Raw genomic sequence first — 16,283 nt, 5'->3', positions numbered from 1 at the left:
GCGGGGCCGCACCGGCGGCCTGCACACCCAGCATGCGCGGCAGACCGCCGGTGACACCGTCGGCGTAGTACTCCCGGTAGCCGCGCCAGTAGGCGGTGATGTTGCCCGCGTTGCCGACCGGAAGGGCGTGCACGTCGGGCGCCTTGCCGAGCACGTCGCAGATCTCGAAGGCCGCGGTCTTCTGGCCCTCGATACGTGCCGGGTTCACCGAGTTCACCAGCCCGATGCTGGGGAAATCGGCGGTGACCTTGCGGGCGAGCTCCAGGCAGTCGTCGAAGTTGCCCTGCACCTGGATGATCTTCGCGCCGAGCATGACGGCCTGGGCCAGCTTGCCCATCGCGATCTTGCCCTGCGGAATCAGCACCGCGCAGCTCATGCCCGCGCGCGTGGCGTAGGCCGCGGCCGACGCCGAGGTGTTGCCGGTGGACGCGCACAGCACCGCCTGCTGGCCGCGGTACTTCGCGTCGGTCATCGCCATGGTCATGCCACGGTCCTTGAACGAGCCGGTCGGGTTCAGGCCCTCGACCTTCAGGTAGACCTCGCACCCGGTCACCTCGGACAGGTGCGGCGCGGGCACCAGGGGCGTACCGCCCTCGAACAGCGTGACCGGCTCCCAGTCGGCTGCGCCCGCGAGCCGGTCGCGGTAGGCCGCGATCAGGCCCGGCCAGCGGGAATGCACTCCGGCCTGGGGCGCGACGCCGGTCGGACGCCCACCCGTCTCCCGGCCACCGCTCGTGGCGTCGCTGCGCGACACTGTGGTCATTCTTCGGTGCCTTCCAATCTCAGAACGCTGGTGACGGATGTGACGGATGCCATATCCGCCAGTGCGGCCACGGTCTCCGCGAGCGCCGACTCCACCGCGTGGTGCGTCACCACGACCAGGCGCGCACCCGAGCCGTGCCCTTCTTGACGGACGGTCGAGATGCTCACCCCGTGATTGGCGAATTCGCCCGCCACCGCCGCCAGGACCCCAGGACGATCCTCGACCTGCAGGTTCACGTGATAGCGGGTGGGCGTATCGCCGATCGGCGCGATCGGTAGCTCAGCATAAACCGATTCGCCGGGAGCGCGACCCCCGTAGAACTTGTTCCGCGCCGCCATCACCAGATCGCCGAGCACCGCGGAGGCGGTCGGGGCGCCACCTGCGCCCTGCCCGTAGAACATCAGCCGCCCGGCGTTCTCCGCCTCCACGACCACCGCGTTGAAGGCGCCGGTGACGGCGGCCAGCGGATGCTTGCGCGGTATGAGCGCCGGGTAGACGCGCACCGAGACACGCTCTTTGCCGCCGTCCTCCGGCCCCGGCTCGCCGGGGCCCGCGTCCACACGCTCGCAGATAGCCAGCAGCTTGACCGTGCAGTCGAGCGCCGAGGCGGTCTCCAGATCCTCGGCGGAGATCCGCGAGATGCCCTCGCGGTACACGTCGGCGGCGGTGACCCGGGTGTGGAACGCCAGCGAGGCGAGGATCGCGGCCTTGGCCGCGGCGTCGTAACCCTCGACGTCGGCGGTCGGATCGGCCTCCGCGTAGCCCAGCCGGGTGGCTTCGGCCAGCGTGGCCGAGTAGTCGGCGCCGGTCTCGTCCATCGCGGAGAGGATGAAGTTGGTGGTGCCGTTGACGATGCCGACGATCCGGTTCACCCGGTCGCCCGCCAGCGACTGGATCAGCGGACGCACCACGGGGATGGCGCCCGCGACGGCGGCCTCGAAGTACAGGTCGGCGCGGCTTCGTTCGGCGGCGGCGGCGAGTTCGCCGGTGTAGTCGGCCAGCAGCGCCTTGTTCGCGGTCACCACGGATTTACCCGCGTTCAGCGCGGCCAGGATCAACCGGCGCGGCGGATCGATGCCGCCGATCACCTCCACCACCAGGTCGACGTCGTCGCGGGCGACGAGCGCGTCGGCGTCGGTGGTGAGCAGGTCGGCGGGGATGCCGCGGTCGGCGGCGAGGTTGCGCACGGCCACGCCGCGCAGCACCATCGGGGCGCCGACGCGGGAGCGCAGGTCCTCGGCGTGCTCGCGCAGGATGCGCACGACCTCGGTGCCCACGTTGCCCATGCCGAGGACCGCGACACCGATCGGGCGATCGGCCCCCCACGCACCCTTGTTCGCGTTCGCCGTCACGCTTCCACCTCCAAGCTGAGCAGGTCCGCCACCGTCTCCCGGCGCAGGATCAGGCGCGGCTTTCCGTCCCGCACCGCGACGACCGCGGGACGGGTCAACTGGTTGTACCGGCTGGACATCGAGTAGCAGTACGCGCCGGTGGCCGCGACGGCGACCAGGTCGCCGGGGCCGACGTCGGCAGGCATCCAGGTGTCGCGGATGACGATATCGCCACTCTCGCAATGCTTTCCGACGACACGCGCGACCACCGGCCCGGCCTGCGAGGACCGCGAGACCAGGCGGCAGTCGTAGTCGGCCTGGTACAGCGCGGGCCGGATGTTGTCGCTCATGCCGCCGTCGACGCTGACGTAGCGGCGGCGCAAACCGCCGTCCAGCGAGACGTCCTTGATGGTGCCCACCTCGTAGAGCGTCACCGTGCCCGGGCCCGCGATGGCCCGGCCGGGCTCCACCGCGATCACCGGCGTGGGCAGCCCCGCGCGCTCGGCTTCGGCGGCGACCAGCTCGCGCAGGTTCGCGGCGAACTCCTCCAGCGGCGGCGGGTCGTCCGACGGCAGATACGAAATGCCCAGTCCGCCACCGAGATCCAGCGTCGCGATCTGCGCGGTGCGCTCGACGCCGAATTTGTCGATGGCCTCGCGCAACAGGCCGAGCATGCGCCGCGCGGCGATCTCGAAGCCATCGATCTCGAAGATCTGCGAGCCGATGTGGCTGTGCAGGCCGACCAGACGCAGATTGTCGGCGTCGAAGACCCGCGCCAGCGCCTCCATCGCGTCACCGCCCGCGATCGAGAAGCCGAACTTCTGGTCCTCGTGCGCGGTCGAAATGTATTCGTGGGTGTGGGCTTCCACGCCGACGGTGACGCGGACCAGCACGTCCTGCACCACGCCCGCGCGGCCCGCGACGGCTTCCAGGCGCTCGATCTCGATCAGCGAGTCGACCACCACGTGACCGACGCCCGCCGATACGGCGGTTTCCAGCTCCGCGACCGATTTGTTGTTGCCGTGCAACGCGATCCGCTCGGCGGGGAAGCCCGCGTGCAGTGCGATGGCGAGCTCGCCGCCGGAGCAGACGTCCAGCGAGAGGCCCTCGTCGCGGATCCAGCGGGCGACCTCGCCGCACAGGAACGCTTTGGACGCGTAATGGACACGGGCGTTCGCTCCGAAGGCGCGGACCATGTCGCGGCACCGGGAACGGAAGTCGTCCTCGTCGATGACGAACAGCGGGGTGCCGTATCGAGCGGCCAGCTCGTGCACCGGTACGCCCGCCAGACGGACGACGCCGTCTTCGTCGCGGACCGCGTTACGCGGCCATACGTTCCCGGGCAGGTCGATCATCTGCTTCGGATCGCTCGGACGCTCCGGCAGATTCGGCGCGTGCGGGATTTCGGCATGCCGGGGTCCGGCGGGATGCACGCTCATACCCACGCCTCGCTGACGCTGTCCATAGGTGCTTCCTTCCTCGCTCTGGTCGGCCGGCCGGTCACATGCGCTCCGGCGCGCTGACGCCGAGCAGGCCCAGGCCGTTGGCCAAGACCTGGCGCGTCGCGTTGACCAAAGCGAGCCTGGCGGCGTTCGTCGGTGTGACCGGGTCGTCACCCAGCGGCAGGACGCGCAGGTTCTTGTTGGTCTGGAAACGGTGGTAGGCGCCGGCCAGCTCCTCCAGGTAGCGGGCCACCCGGTGCGGTTCGCGCAGGCTCGCGGCGCTGCCCACCACGCGCGGGTACTCACCGAGGGTGCGGATCAGCTCGCCTTCCTCCTCGGCCGACAGCAGTGCGAGTTCGGCGGGGACGGCGTCGTAATCGAATTCGGCGGCGTTGCGCGCGATCGAGGCGGTCCGCGCGTGCGCGTACTGCACGTAGTAGACCGGGTTCTCGTTGCTCTGGCTGGCCCACAGGTTCAGGTCGATGTCGATGCTCGAGTTCACCGACGAGCGCACCAGCGAGTACCGCGCCGCGTCCACGCCGATCGCCTCGACCAGGTCGTCGAGCGTCACCACGGTGCCCGCCCGCTTGCTCATCTTCACCGCGACGCCGTCGCGCAGCAGGTTCACCATCTGGCCGATCAGCACCTCGACGGTCGCCGGATCGTCGCCGAAGGCGGCCGCGGCGGCTTTCAACCTGCCGATGTAGCCGTGGTGGTCGGCGCCGAGCATGTAGATGCACAGGTCGAAGCCGCGGGCGCGCTTGTCCTGGAAATAGGCGATGTCGCCGGCGATGTAGGCGGCTTTGCCGTCGCTCTTGATGACCACTCGGTCCTGGTCGTCACCGTATTCGGAGCTGGCGATCCACCAGGCGCCGTCCTTCTCGTACAGGTCGCCGGAGTTCTTCAGCCGCTGCACAGCCTGCTCGACCGCGCCGGAGGCGAACAGCGAACTCTCGTTGAAGTAGACGTCGAAGTCGGTGCCGAACTCGTGCAGCGACTCCCTGATGTGCGCGAACATCAGCTCGACGCCTTCGGCGCGGAACAACTCGAGGCGCTGGTCCTCCGGCTTGCTCAGCGCGTCGGGATGCGCGGCGACGATCTTGTCGGCGATCTCGCCGATGTAGGCGCCCGCGTACCCGTTCTCCGGAGTCGGCGCGCCGGTGGCGGCCGCGACCAGCGAGGCGGCGAACCGATCGATCTGCGCGCCGTGGTCGTTGAAGTAGTACTCGCGCACCACGTCGGCGCCCTGGGCGGCCAGGATGCGGCCCAGCGCGTCGCCGACCGAAGCCCACCGGGTACCGCCCAGGTGCACCGGGCCGGTCGGGTTGGCCGAGACGAACTCGAGGTTGATCCGGGTGCCCTTCAGCGTGTCGGCGGTGCCATAGGCGGCGCCCGCGGCGAGCACCCGCTCGATGATCGCGCCCTGGGCGGAAGCGGCGAGGCGAATGTTCAGGAAGCCGGGCCCGGCGACCTCGGCGGCGGCGACGCCGTCCGCGTCCGACAGTGCGTCGGCCAGCCAAGTGGCCAGGTCACGCGGCTTTGTTCCGGCGCGCTTGGCCACCTGCATCGCGACATTCGTGGCATAGTCGCCGTGTTCCGGGTTTCGCGGACGCTCCACCGTGACCTCGTCGGGCAGGACCGCCGGGTCCAGTCCACGTTCGACAAGCACCTTCGCCGCGGTCGAGCGAAGGAGATCTGCAAGGTCAGCTGGAGTCACGAGTCTCTATCCTATGGTCTTGGCGGGTGTACACCTCTGGGTGGGCACTACGCGGCCAGCGGATCCATCAACGTCGAAAGAGCACACTGAGCGATGCCTAGCAGTCCCAGCGCCAAACAGGCCAAGGCCGCCAAGGCCGCGGCGAAGTTGTCGGGTCCCCGCAAGGGGGGCAAGCGAGGACAGCTTCCGAAGAAGAATCGTCAGATCCCCTGGCTGGCCATCGGCGCGGCCGTAGTAATCATCGCATTGATCGGCGCGCTGGCTTACAACCTGGTCCCCAAGTACCGGGAAAAGGCCGAGCTGGAGAAGTACACCCCGAGCGCGCAGCGCAAGGACCCGTCGGACGAGATCGCGGGCGTGGTGAAGAAGGAATACCCCGCGGGCCTGCACATCGGCGCGAACCAGCGGGTGGCCTACGACCAGGCGCCGCCGTTCGGCGGCCCGCACGACCAGTCCTGGGCCACCTGCACCGGCGTGGTCTACAGCAAGCCGATCCGGGTGGAGAACGCGGTGCACTCGCTCGAGCACGGCGCGGTGTGGATCACCTACAACCCGGACAAGGTGAACGCCGACGGCATCGAGACGCTGAAGGCGAAGGTCGAGGGCAAGCCGTACACGATGATGTCGCCGTATCCGGGCCTCGACTCCGCGGTGTCGCTGCAGTCCTGGGGTCATCAGTTGAAGCTGGACAGCGCCGAGGACAAGCGCGTCGGCCAGTTCATCACCGCGCTGCGGCTGAACAACTACACCTACCCCGAGGTGGGGGCGGACTGCTCGACCATCGTCTTCGACACCGACAACCCGCCGCCGTTCGACCCGACGCCGCCCGGCCCCGACGCGGTGCCGATGGACGGCAGGGGCCTGCAGCCCGATCCGGCAGAGGTCGGCGGCGCGCCCGGCGGCCTGCCTGGTGTGCCCGGTGTTCCCAGCCTCCCCGGGGTGCCCGGTATGCCCGGCGCTCCGGTGCCCGCCCAGCCCGCGCCCGCCCAGCCCGCTCCTGGCGCGGGGCAGTAGTGGCCGACGATCGCGGAGACGCCGGGTCGCGCTCTCGAGACGCGTCCGCCAGGGGTGGCGCTCCTGAAGCACCTACCGGGGCCGACGCTCGCAAAGCGGCCGCTGCGGCCGGTACTCCAGAGGCATCCGACACGTCCAGCGCTTCGGCTGGTACCGGCACTTCCGAAGCACCGCCCAGGGCCGACGCGCGCGAAGCTGTCGCCGGCACTTCCGAAGCCCCCATCGGGGCCGACTCGCGCAAAGCCTCCGCTGGGGCCGGCGGTCCCGAAGCACCAGCCGAGAGCGAAGCGCCGTCCTCGGCGGACACTGACGGAACTCTCGGATCACCGGCCGGGGCAGACGACAGCGGGGCTCGCGGCGCCGACGAGCACAGATCGCTCGGGTTCGACAAGCGCCGTGCCGCCGGATCCGGCGAGCACGAGAGCACCGACGGATCCCATGACAGCGAAGCGCCGGCCGGGCTCGGCGGACAATTCCGCCGCCAGCGCACGGCGCTGCTGGTCCTGGGCATCATCGGCGCCATCCTGATCGGCTTCGCGATCGGCGTGCTGGCGCGGATTCCGCTCGACGGTTCCACCGAGCCGGACCCGGGCGCGGTCGACGTCGGTTTCAGCCAGGACATGTCGGCGCATCACGCGCAAGCCGTCGAGATGGCGGGCGTGGTGCTGGTTCGTTCCACCGACATCGAGGTACGCCGCCTGGCCTACGACATCCTCACCACCCAGCAGAGCCAGGTCGGGCGCATGCAGGGCTGGCTGCAGCTGTGGAACGAGCCCGCGCAGGGCGTGGACGGTTTCATGGGGTGGATGACCGAGCCCATGGGCGCACACGACCATTCCGGGACCGGCGAGCCGCACCACACCGGCCCGGTGCCTGCCATGCCCGGGATGGCCACGCCCGCTGAGCTGGCCGCGCTGCGCCAGGCCACCGGCCCCGCCCTGGACATCATGTTCCTGCAGTTGATGCTGCGCCACCACGCGGGCGGGCTGCCGATGATCGACTACGCCGCCCAGCATGCCGCCACCACGGCGGTGCGCACCCTCGCCGAGACCATGGCCCCGACCCAGCGCGGTGAATCCGAGCTGATGACCACCATGCTCAGAACCCGCGGCGCCGCCCCCCTCCCCTGACCCGAAACCCGGCCGCCGTCCGCGCTTTTTGGCGGACGGCGGCCGATACGATAGGCTGACCCAGCCCGATCGGACCGCCTTCCCGGCCCCGACCGAGCCCTATCCCGCCCTCGTAGCTCAGGGGATAGAGCGTCTGCCTCCGGAGCAGAAGGCCGCAGGTTCGAATCCTGCCGAGGGCACGCACGACAAAGGCCCCGTAACCAGCACGCTCGCTGGCCGGGGCCTTTCTCGTCCGCACCGTCAGCCCGCCTCGATGACACGAGATGACACAACCTCGCCCAAAGTCCGCGCCGCCTCCCTCAGCGCTTCGTCCTGAGAATGGGTGTAGATCCTCGCCGTGACACTGGCGTCGGCGTGCCCCAACCAGGCAGCGATGACCGCGAGCGGCACCTTGCGCAGGTGCATGGTCGTGCCGCAGGTGTGACGAGCATCATGCAATCGGATGTGCCGGACACCCGCCTTCTTGACCGCCTTCGCCCACCGATGCGTCAGCGTGTCCGGATGGTACGGCGTGCCGTCCTCGTTGCATGCGACGTAGTCACCGTCCCGGTACGCCTCCCCAAGCTGCAACCGATCGGCCGCTTGCCGACGATGCGCCCGCCGAAGAACCTCCACCATCTCGTCATCCATCGGCAGCGTGCGAACCGACGCCTCCGTCTTCGGGTCGTCCTCCACCGCCTCGCCACCGGCCGACGCACGCCCGATGTGCACCACGAGCGTCTTGCGCTCGAGATCGACTCCGCTCCAGCGCAACCCGCCGAGTTCACTCCGCCGCAGGCCGCACAGCGCCAGGAACCACAGGTGCCCGTCCCGATCTGCCTCGAGACTGGCCAGCAGCTTCGACACTTCCTCCGGCGTGTAGGTCAGCGGCTTGCGCTTCTTGCCCGCCTTCGGTTTGATCGCCCGAGCCACGTTATGCGCCAGCAACTTCCGCTCAATCGCATAGTCCAGCACCATCGACGTCGTCTCGATGGTCCGCTTCAGCGATCGAGCCGCCCACGGACGCCGGACCGTGCCCTTCTCAGTCTTCGTCCCGCCCTGCTTCAGCGCCGACACCAGGTCGTCCAGGTGCTTGCGTGTGAGCTTCTGCAAGGGCAGCTTGCCGTACTGCTCTCGCAGCGGCGCGAGGTTGTACCTGTAGCCCGCCAGCGTCGTGCGCCGCGCCCAATGCAGGCTGTCCAGCCAGTCTTGACAGATCTCTTCAACCGTCACGTCCTTGCGCGGTACGTAACTACCGGACGCGGCGTCCACCATGAACTTCGCCAGAGCGGAACGAGCTTCCCGCTCCGTGCGAAACCGCCTCCGCACCTGGTGACGCTTGCCGGTTTCCGGATCAAGCCCTGCGTCTACCCGCACCTGATACCGAACGACCTGCTTGCCGGTCTGTCGATCAGTCACCATCACCTTGGTGATCTGCGGCGGTAGTTGCTGTCTGCTCATGCCGCCGCATCCAGCTTCGCGATGTAATCCGCTACCGCCTGCTCGGTCACGAAGCGACGCCGACCGATCTTCACCGACCGCAGCTCACCCGAGCCGATCAACTCGTAGTACTTGCTGTGGCCGACCGGAATCCGCTTCCGGACCTCCTGCTCTGTGAGCAACTGAGCCATCTCCCCTACCCTCCCTATGCTGCCTGCTGAATTGCCGAATGTTCTTGTCATGCCGCTGCACCGGCTGCGAGCAGGGCGTTGGTGTATTCCGCACGCCATTTCGTGCGCTGGGCGATCGCAGCCAGGATCAAGTGATCCCGAGGCGGCGCGGACTGGTCGCCGGGCTCCACTGGCCGGATGATCAGATGCGAGGTGTCGGGCTTGTGGATGCCGACCGAGGCCAGCAGTTGCCGAACGAACTCCGCCCGATCGGCCTTGTGATCCGGCAGCGTCTTCCCGGACCACCGCCGCGACACCAGCACCCGCCGACCGGGCAGGCCGAGAGTGTCCCGGCGGTGGGCCTTGCCCTTGCACCGGCCGGGAATGGTCTTATCGCTGGCACCCTGCGGGACGATGCCGTAGCGCAGCCACACCGCGCAGCGCGGCGAACACGGCGTGTGCTGCAACTCCGCGTGCAACCGGTCGTAGTGGATCGCGGTGCGCGTCGACTCAGTGTCGAGGACTTCGCTGATCGACTTGGTGAGGTACTTGGTCACGTAGCCGATCGCCCGGTCGGCTTTGTCGCCGGGGATGTAGCCCTTCATGTGGCCGGGGTCCATGCGTTCGCCGAACCGCACCGTGTACGCCGGTTCCAGATCATCCACCGCATCCAGGACGTCAAGGGCGTCATCCCAGCCGGTCAACGGCTGCCCCGAATCGGGATCTACGAACGTCATTGCGCGGTAGTCCCACACCGGCATCCGGTCGCCGGAGTACACCTCGTTCTCCGGGTCGAAGTGCGGCCACCACACCTGGTGGTAGGTCGCCGCGGTGACCATCCGCAGAATCTCCCGCGAGATCACCCCACGCAGCAGCAGATGCAGGTGCGGTGCCCCGCGCTTCTGGGGTTCGACGGTGGCGAAGTACTGGACGTCGTAGCCGACGCAGCGGCGCAGGTTTTGAATCCAGCGGTCGACCAGCTTGGAGAAGAACACGATGTCACGGGCAGCCCGCGCGTAATCGTAGGTGTCCGGGTTGCGGGGTGAGCCGTCCGAGCACGGCTTACCCTCCGAGTCCACCGCGCCGTCCTGGTTGATGGACCCGTAGGACGGCATCGTGAGAGTGACCATCATCGAGGACCGGTATCCGCCGATCACCCGCCCGAGGGTGGTGCGCTCCACCTTCTTACGCGGCAGGTTCGGCACATCCTGACGCCGCTTGGTCGACCGAGACCGCCGTTTCCGCTCGGTGGGTTCCAAGGGCGGGATGGGGCCACGGAATCCCGAGTCGCGGAGGTCGCGGTCGAGGCTGCCGACCAGTTCGCCGATGGCGTCGGCCATCTCGTCATCACTGTCGTCGCGGGCTTGGCGGTACTGCTGGGCCAGGTCAGCCCGGGCGGTGAGCAACTCAGTTTGGGTGTCGGAGGGGTCGCGGGTTTCCTCGACCGGTTCGACCTCGGCGTGCCAGCCTTCCCGGCATTGGGTCATCCGCAGCCAGCGGGCCTTGTCCGCGCATGGCTTGCACACCGACGCCACTGTCGACTTGCACGGTGAAGCGACGTAGTCGACCTTGCCCGTGCGCGGGTCGAACGATCGCATCGTCACCGGCCGGACGCACACCCCGAACTTCTCCGCCGTAGCTATGGCGACATCGGTGAAGTTCGGGAGCGCCCGACGCTCAGCAGCGGTCTGCCGGGCGGGGGAATCGGCCGGCATATCGGTGTCGAGGTCGATGGGTGCGGTCATGGTCAGGATGCCTCTCGATCGAACAAGGACAGCTGCGTCGGGACCGGTGTGTCGGTGTTGTAGCGTCGCCACATCTCGCCGTCGTGATCGCGGTAGACGATCACCGCCTCGCCGCCCCCACGGGGCCGATAGCTGGGCTTGTCGGCCATCAGGTACGCCTGCGAGACGTTGCGCGCCTTCGGGAGGGGGCGGACCGTCTCACCGATCAGCACGCCCCACTGCACCTGCTTGCGAACGGTCATGCCGCCCACCCGCCGTCATCGTCGAAGTCCTGTCCCCACGACTGCCACGAGGTCATCTCGCCGGTTGCCGCGCACAGGTGGACGGCGATCTCGACCGGGTCAGCGCCCCGGCGTTCCAGTAGTCCGCGACGACGGGAAGCCAGATCGATCACGTTGTCCCGGTAGGCGGCATCGGTCTTGCGGGTGTTGTTGATGCGCTTCATGGTTCAGTCCTTCGAGTAGAGGTCGTTGATCTCGGCGTCAGCGCGTACGACGAAACGGCAGTCCGGGCACAGGACGCGGTCGCCGTCGTAGAACCAGTCCCACGGCCCAGCGTTGGCGTTGAGGCAGTCCACGGCCGCAGCGCGGGAGTCGAAGCAGATGCCCTTGGCGGCGTGCCCGTGGGAGCCTTCTTCGGCGTAGACCTCCCCGCAGACATCGCAGTAGATGCGGACATGGGTTTCGGTCACGAAGCCTCGTTTCATGCCGCCACCGGCCCGTTCTCGCCGTCGCCGAGGTCATCGGGATCGAAGCCGGAGTAGTCCTCAGCGGGACCGGTGATCTGCGGAGCAGGCGAGTAGGCATCCACGATGGCGTCGATGTCGTCATCGGAGACGAAGAACGCCCGCACCCGCACGAACTCGCTGCTGCCGTCCTCCCCGACGTAGCCGACACCCGGTGTCTCATCGGAGATCTCATCGCAGCGTGCACCACGATCCCGTGCGCCTTGACCGTGGACCATGCCAGTCTGAGTGGGTTCGTCCAGGCGCAGGCCGACGCGGACGGGGAACAGTTGCCGGTTGGGCATCGTCTCCTTCGACGGGTCCTGCAACGCTGCGATCACCGACACCGCCGCCGCACGCCCCTGCGACAACAACAGCCCGGTCAGACGCCGGAACTCCTGCTGCTCCTCCCGGCTGGCGTAGGACGACAGGGAGGCGGCCTCATCGATGATGATCAGGATCAGCGGCTCATCGGCGCTCGGGACGATCTTGCGCAGACCAGCCGCCCGCATCCTGGCGAGACGTTCGCGCATCAGCTCGACGGCTTCGGTCAGCATGGCGAGGATGGTGGTGTTGTCGGTGGCGAAGCGCACGAACAACCGGTTCTCGCCCTTGCCGAACTCCGCCCCGCCCTTCGGGTCAGCCAGATACAGATCCACCAATCCGGCTTTGATCGCGGGGCCGAGTGCGACGATGATCGACCACAGCACCGAGCCCTTTCCCGACCCGGTCGCACCGGCCAGCAGGATGTGCGCATACAGCACCCGCAGCCGCCACGTGTCGAAGTCCTCGGTCACGCCGACCGGAACCGCTTCCAGGTCCACATCCATCACCGAGGGCAAGCCCGGCAGCGGTACCGTGTCCGCGAGGGTGTCGAACACCCGCAACTCCAGACGGACCACCCCCGGATACGGGAACACCACCCGTACGTTCTCGACCCCGAGCGTTTGAGCCAGCGCGTCGCGGGTTTCGTCCTTGGACCAGTCCTTACGGGTCTGACCCGACAGCATCAGCACATCCACCCGAAGCCCGTAGTTGGTGTACACCCAGTCCTCCAGCACCGGGAAACCGCTTTCCAGCGACCCGAGTTTCAGCGCCAGGAACATGCGCGGACGCTGCTGGGGATCAGCGATCACATACACCGCCGTACGAAGCTCCACCGGAGCAGCCGCAGCCGCCTCACGAGCATCACTAGCCGGTTGCATGTCCCCACCGCGCGCCGCCAGTGACCGCAGCCACCAGACCGCCGACGCACCCGTGCACATGCCGCTGGCGAGCATGACCGTTCCCGCGATACTCATCAGAACCCCCCGCCTTCCCTGCCGCGCTCCAGATCGCAGAACAGGTGACACCCCTCCGGCACCGGGGACGGAGCCGGAATCTTGCCGATATCAGGCCGAACGAGACCGGCGTCCTCACAGAACATCACGCACCGGGGCACGGCCGGAGCCGGGGCCTCCGAGCTGACAGACACCGACGAAGGCGACGCAGCCGGGACCAACGGGACCGGAGTATCCGCCGTCTGATCCACCAGTACCCCGACACCAGCAAGCACGCTCACCAGCGCCGAAACACCGGTCGCCACAGCAGGAACGGTTACAGAGAAAGCCATTTCAACCCCCAACAGGGACAGCGATCGGCAGCATGGTCTGGACCGGCCGCGAGGAACGAACAGGAATTTGGACCGGCACGTCAGGCACCGGGCGAAGCTCAGCCACCCGCACCGGCTCAGGCACCGGCACCGGCTCAGGGACGGACACCGGTTCCGGCTCAGGCTCGGGTTCGGCCGTGGCCTGCTCGGGGGCAGGCTCGACCACCGGCACCGGGGTGGAAGCCGGGACGCGTTGCACCCTGCGGAACAACAGAGACAGCCCGTGAGTGTCAGCGAGCAGGCTTATCGGTGCCACCGCCGCGACGAGGGCCGCAGCCCACCCCGGGAGCGGATGCCCGGAAGCGACCGCGTGAATGCTGTTGCCCGCCACCGATACCGCCGCACCGACACCGAGCACCCAGGCGAAGAACCGGCGGTCGGACTTTTCGTCCGAGGCCAGCACGCCAGCGGTGGCCAGCAGGATCGTGCCGTCCACGATCAACGGGAACAACCAGGCATCATCGGCCGGAATCCGTGCCAGCACCCCGAGGTCGCGAAGAGTGGTGAACGACAGCCGGAACGCCGCCGCCGCTACCGCGATACTGATGACCGCGGCGGACCAGCGAGCCCAACGCCTCCACCCCGACTGCTGCTGATCCGCCGCACTCATCACGCCGCCTTATCCGTCGACGCGGACTCCGCAGCATCGTGCTCGGCCAGAACACCCGGCAAGGCTTCGGCCAGCGTGCGGGCATCAGCGATGCTCAACGCCACCGACGCTGATATGCCCACCCCGAAATCGATATCCAGCGACGCCGAATACCGCTCCCCACGAAACTCATAGGCCGGGTGATACTTCACGCTCAACTGCTCAACGAGCACCGTCGTGCTCACCCGCGAGCCGATCTCGAACTCCGACATCACGCAGCCGCCTTACCGGTCGCAGCCTTGGCGCCGGAGTTGTCGCCCTTGATCCCGGTCGCGCGGATCGTCCAACCGATCGACTTGAACTCACCCTGCCCAGCGATCTTCGGCTTGACCTGCAAGCCCTCCAGCTCGACCGGCCGCATACCCCGCGCGATCTCCGGGGCCGACGGAACCGGCTGCACGTCCGCGACGAAGACGATGTCGAAGCTGGCCTGCCTGGCGTTCGCCGCCGCCGGGTCGGTGACCGTGCCCTTCCACAACCGCTTACCGGTGCCGTTGCCTTCGGCGTCCAGGTCCAGCCGCTGACGCTTCGGCGCGTTGCGGTCGGTGCTGAACTCCGTCACCGGCGCGATCTCGCCCAGCAGGAACAAACCCATCGGGAACGCGTCCTCGAACGCCGGGGTGAACCAAACATCCTTGAGTGCCATTTCGTGTCATCTCCCTCTGCTCTACTGGTCATGTCCTATATAGGAGCACTTCTATATAGGAGCAGACTGCCTCAGCAGATGTCAACACCTACAGAGGACTTAAGATGATTAGGTCACCGATGCGAAGAAGGACACCCATGCCAGCTAAGTACGAGCTGATCTCTGACGACTTGCGTCGGCAAATCGCGACCGGAGAGCTACATCCTGGCGACCGGATACCTGGCGAGAACGCCCTGATCGAGCGCTACAAGGTCAGCCCGCCAACGCTTCGCCAGGCGCTGGCTGTCCTCCGGACAGAAGGCCTTCTCGAAGCGAAGCACGGCATTGGAACGTTTGTCCGCGCCCCTCGCCTAAAAGTCGTCCGACGCAACCAGCGCCACCAGCACGAGAAGACTCTGGTTCACAAGCCCGAATCCCAGCGTCGCAACAACGGTAGCGCCGAGACGGATACGGGACACCGAACCGAAGAGTTCGTATTCTCAGCCGAGTACAGCACCGTACCGGCAGAGGAACCTATCGCCGACGCGTTCGGGATAACCCCGGGAACGCAACTTCTCAAGCGAATCTATCGCTCCCGGTACGCGAATGAGGATGCACCACTTGCCATCAGCACGTCGCATCTCTTGCTCGACCTGGTCAGCGAGAACCCTGCCCTTCTCGATCCGAAAAACGAGCCTTGGCCAGGCGGAACAATGCATCAGCTATCCACAATCGGCATCGAGGTGGACCAGGTCATAGAAGACATCACCACCCGACTTCCCGCGCCCGACGAGATCGAAGAACTGAGCCTCATCCCCGGCACGGCCGTGTTCGTAGTCCGGAAGACAATGGTTGACACCGCCGAGCGAGTCGTAGAGGTCAGCGACTCCATCCTTCCCGGTGATCGCCACCGCCTGATCTACACGACCCAACTGGAACGGTGGACGTGATCAGAATGAATCTCACCGCACAAACGTTCGAGCCGCTCGAATACGTCTCGGACATTCTTCCGGGTATGAAGGCACCGAACCCAGACATCCGCACTATCACCGATCCCCAGGTGGCGGCCGAACACATCGAGGCCGAGACAGCCAGTCGGCTCGACGCTCTCTTCGAACACTTCACCGGCACCCCCGCTGTCCTGCTCAGTGGTGGCGTCGACTCGATCTATGTCGCCGCAGTCGCCGTCCGGCTCGGAGCTCGCCCCCAAGCGATAACGATCATCACGAACGGCGAATCAGACGCTCCCAACGCCACCGCAGCAGCGGCCGCGTTAGGGCTTACCCACGACGTCATCCGCCTCGAGGTCGAAGACGTCGTCTCATTGGCTCGGGTCGTCATGAACCGTCTAGGAACTTCCGAACTCTGGGAAGTCACAGCGGGCATCCCCTTGGTTGCCGCTCTTCCCACGCTCAGCCGCATCACCAATCTCGGTGCAATCCTCACTGGCAGTGGCGCCGACGCCATCTTTGGTGGTGGACGGAAACTGACTCACCCCGTCGAATCCGCAGAAGCTCGGGCCGAACTCGATGGACTGATCCGTGCCGAGTCGTCGGCAAACTTTCGTTATGACCGTCTAGTTCCCGACTTCTACCCCGACCTGCTGCGCGGCTTCGCGGACCGCCTAGTCCATGTCTTCCAGACTGTCCGCTGGTGGCAGGTTGCCGAACAATTCGCACCACCAGCCCTATTCGGTGAGCACAACGGCGCAGTCGTTGACAAGCTGGCACTACGCCTCGCATGCAGCAAGGCACTTCCCGATTCAGCACGCAGGCTGGCGTGGACAGCCAAGGCACCGATCCAGCGCTCCTCAGGCCTCATGCCCACCCTCGCGACAGCAGCACGCGAGTTCGCTGCCAACCTGCCCGGGGCAACGACGTACACCGATCCCCGAACGGAGGAT

Annotated in this window: 18 protein-coding genes and 1 tRNA gene; 5 read left to right on the top strand and 14 right to left on the bottom strand. The window is 67.3% G+C overall.

Translation table 11 applies throughout. The features are described from left to right. From thrC to argS, 4 genes are all read right to left on the bottom strand, one after another. Positions 1-679 (bottom strand): threonine synthase (gene thrC, locus ON27_RS06265; RefSeq protein WP_043720816.1); only part of this gene is annotated, 679 nt, incomplete at its 3' end. A gap of 80 nt (positions 680-759) precedes the next feature. Then, complete coding sequence (locus ON27_RS06260) at positions 760-2,115, bottom strand: homoserine dehydrogenase (protein WP_083887401.1); 1,356 nt, start codon at positions 2,113-2,115, stop codon at positions 760-762. After that, on the bottom strand, positions 2,112-3,533 hold the full coding sequence (lysA, locus tag ON27_RS06255) for a diaminopimelate decarboxylase (protein ID WP_043720804.1): 1,422 nt from the start codon (positions 3,531-3,533) through the stop codon (positions 2,112-2,114). The genes ON27_RS06260 and lysA overlap by 4 nt, the downstream gene beginning before the upstream one ends. 61 nt (positions 3,534-3,594) lie before the next feature. Continuing rightward, positions 3,595-5,253, bottom strand: coding sequence for an arginine--tRNA ligase (gene argS / locus ON27_RS06250; RefSeq protein ID WP_043720801.1), 1,659 nt, complete (start codon positions 5,251-5,253; stop codon positions 3,595-3,597). Between the two features lie 93 nt (positions 5,254-5,346). On the opposite strand from argS, the gene ON27_RS06245 reads away from it, so the two are divergent. The 3 genes from ON27_RS06245 (at position 5,347) to ON27_RS06235 (ending at position 7,576) form a co-directional block, all read left to right on the top strand. Continuing rightward, a complete protein-coding gene (locus tag ON27_RS06245; protein WP_043720798.1) occupies positions 5,347-6,267 on the top strand; it encodes a thioredoxin-like domain-containing protein in 921 nt (306 codons plus the stop codon). Positions 6,268-6,761: 494 nt separating this feature from the next. Beyond that, positions 6,762-7,397, top strand: a complete 636-nt coding sequence (locus ON27_RS06240) for a DUF305 domain-containing protein (RefSeq protein WP_051046268.1) — start codon at positions 6,762-6,764, stop codon at positions 7,395-7,397. 106 nt (positions 7,398-7,503) lie between these two features. Continuing rightward, positions 7,504-7,576 (top strand) — tRNA-Arg (locus tag ON27_RS06235). Positions 7,577-7,637: 61 nt separating this feature from the next. Here ON27_RS06235 and ON27_RS06230 read toward each other — a convergent pair. The 10 genes from ON27_RS06230 to ON27_RS06185 form a co-directional block, all read right to left on the bottom strand. Then, a complete protein-coding gene (locus ON27_RS06230) occupies positions 7,638-8,837 on the bottom strand; it encodes a site-specific integrase (protein WP_043720796.1) in 1,200 nt (399 codons plus the stop codon). Beyond that, a complete protein-coding gene (locus tag ON27_RS42365; protein WP_086007436.1) occupies positions 8,834-9,007 on the bottom strand; it encodes a helix-turn-helix domain-containing protein in 174 nt (57 codons plus the stop codon). Before ON27_RS42365 ends, ON27_RS06230 begins: the two co-directional genes overlap by 4 nt. 47 nt (positions 9,008-9,054) lie before the next feature. After that, positions 9,055-10,731, bottom strand: coding sequence for a replication initiator (locus ON27_RS06225; RefSeq protein ID WP_245559813.1), 1,677 nt, complete (start codon positions 10,729-10,731; stop codon positions 9,055-9,057). Positions 10,732-10,733: 2 nt separating this feature from the next. Then, positions 10,734-10,973, bottom strand: a complete 240-nt coding sequence (locus tag ON27_RS06220; RefSeq protein ID WP_157227100.1) for a hypothetical protein — start codon at positions 10,971-10,973, stop codon at positions 10,734-10,736. Then, positions 10,970-11,176 carry a hypothetical protein gene (locus ON27_RS06215; RefSeq protein ID WP_043720791.1) on the bottom strand — a complete coding sequence of 69 codons (207 nt, stop codon included), beginning with the start codon at positions 11,174-11,176 and terminating at the stop codon, positions 10,970-10,972. The genes ON27_RS06220 and ON27_RS06215 overlap by 4 nt, the downstream gene beginning before the upstream one ends. Positions 11,177-11,179: 3 nt before the next feature. Continuing rightward, positions 11,180-11,422 (bottom strand): hypothetical protein, encoded by a 243-nt coding sequence (locus tag ON27_RS06210; RefSeq protein ID WP_157227099.1) that lies wholly within the window; start codon positions 11,420-11,422, stop codon positions 11,180-11,182. 11 nt (positions 11,423-11,433) lie between these two features. Next, positions 11,434-12,756 carry an FtsK/SpoIIIE domain-containing protein gene (locus tag ON27_RS06205; protein WP_083887400.1) on the bottom strand — a complete coding sequence of 441 codons (1,323 nt, stop codon included), beginning with the start codon at positions 12,754-12,756 and terminating at the stop codon, positions 11,434-11,436. A 312-nt stretch (positions 12,757-13,068) separates the two neighbouring features. After that, positions 13,069-13,716, bottom strand: a complete 648-nt coding sequence (locus ON27_RS39685; RefSeq protein WP_051046266.1) for a DUF2637 domain-containing protein — start codon at positions 13,714-13,716, stop codon at positions 13,069-13,071. Beyond that, complete coding sequence (locus ON27_RS06190; RefSeq protein WP_043720784.1) at positions 13,716-13,967, bottom strand: hypothetical protein; 252 nt, start codon at positions 13,965-13,967, stop codon at positions 13,716-13,718. Before ON27_RS06190 ends, ON27_RS39685 begins: the two co-directional genes overlap by 1 nt. Next, the gene (locus tag ON27_RS06185) at positions 13,967-14,401 is read right to left on the bottom strand and encodes a hypothetical protein (RefSeq protein ID WP_043720782.1); all 435 of its coding nucleotides are present in this window, start codon (positions 14,399-14,401) and stop codon (positions 13,967-13,969) included. Before ON27_RS06185 ends, ON27_RS06190 begins: the two co-directional genes overlap by 1 nt. Before the next feature lie 137 nt (positions 14,402-14,538). Here ON27_RS06185 and ON27_RS06180 point away from each other — a divergent pair, with 137 nt between their 5' ends. Beyond that, positions 14,539-15,330: a GntR family transcriptional regulator gene (locus ON27_RS06180; RefSeq protein WP_043720780.1), complete on the top strand. Its 792-nt coding sequence runs from the start codon at positions 14,539-14,541 to the stop codon at positions 15,328-15,330. A 5-nt stretch (positions 15,331-15,335) separates the two neighbouring features. Continuing rightward, positions 15,336-16,283: asparagine synthase-related protein (locus ON27_RS42740; protein ID WP_218002962.1), on the top strand; the 948-nt coding region annotated here is incomplete at its 3' end.

Source organism: Nocardia asiatica NBRC 100129 (assembly GCF_000308415.1).
Lineage (GTDB): Bacteria > Actinomycetota > Actinomycetes > Mycobacteriales > Mycobacteriaceae > Nocardia > Nocardia asiatica.
This window is presented reverse-complemented; position numbering and strand designations above follow the sequence as displayed.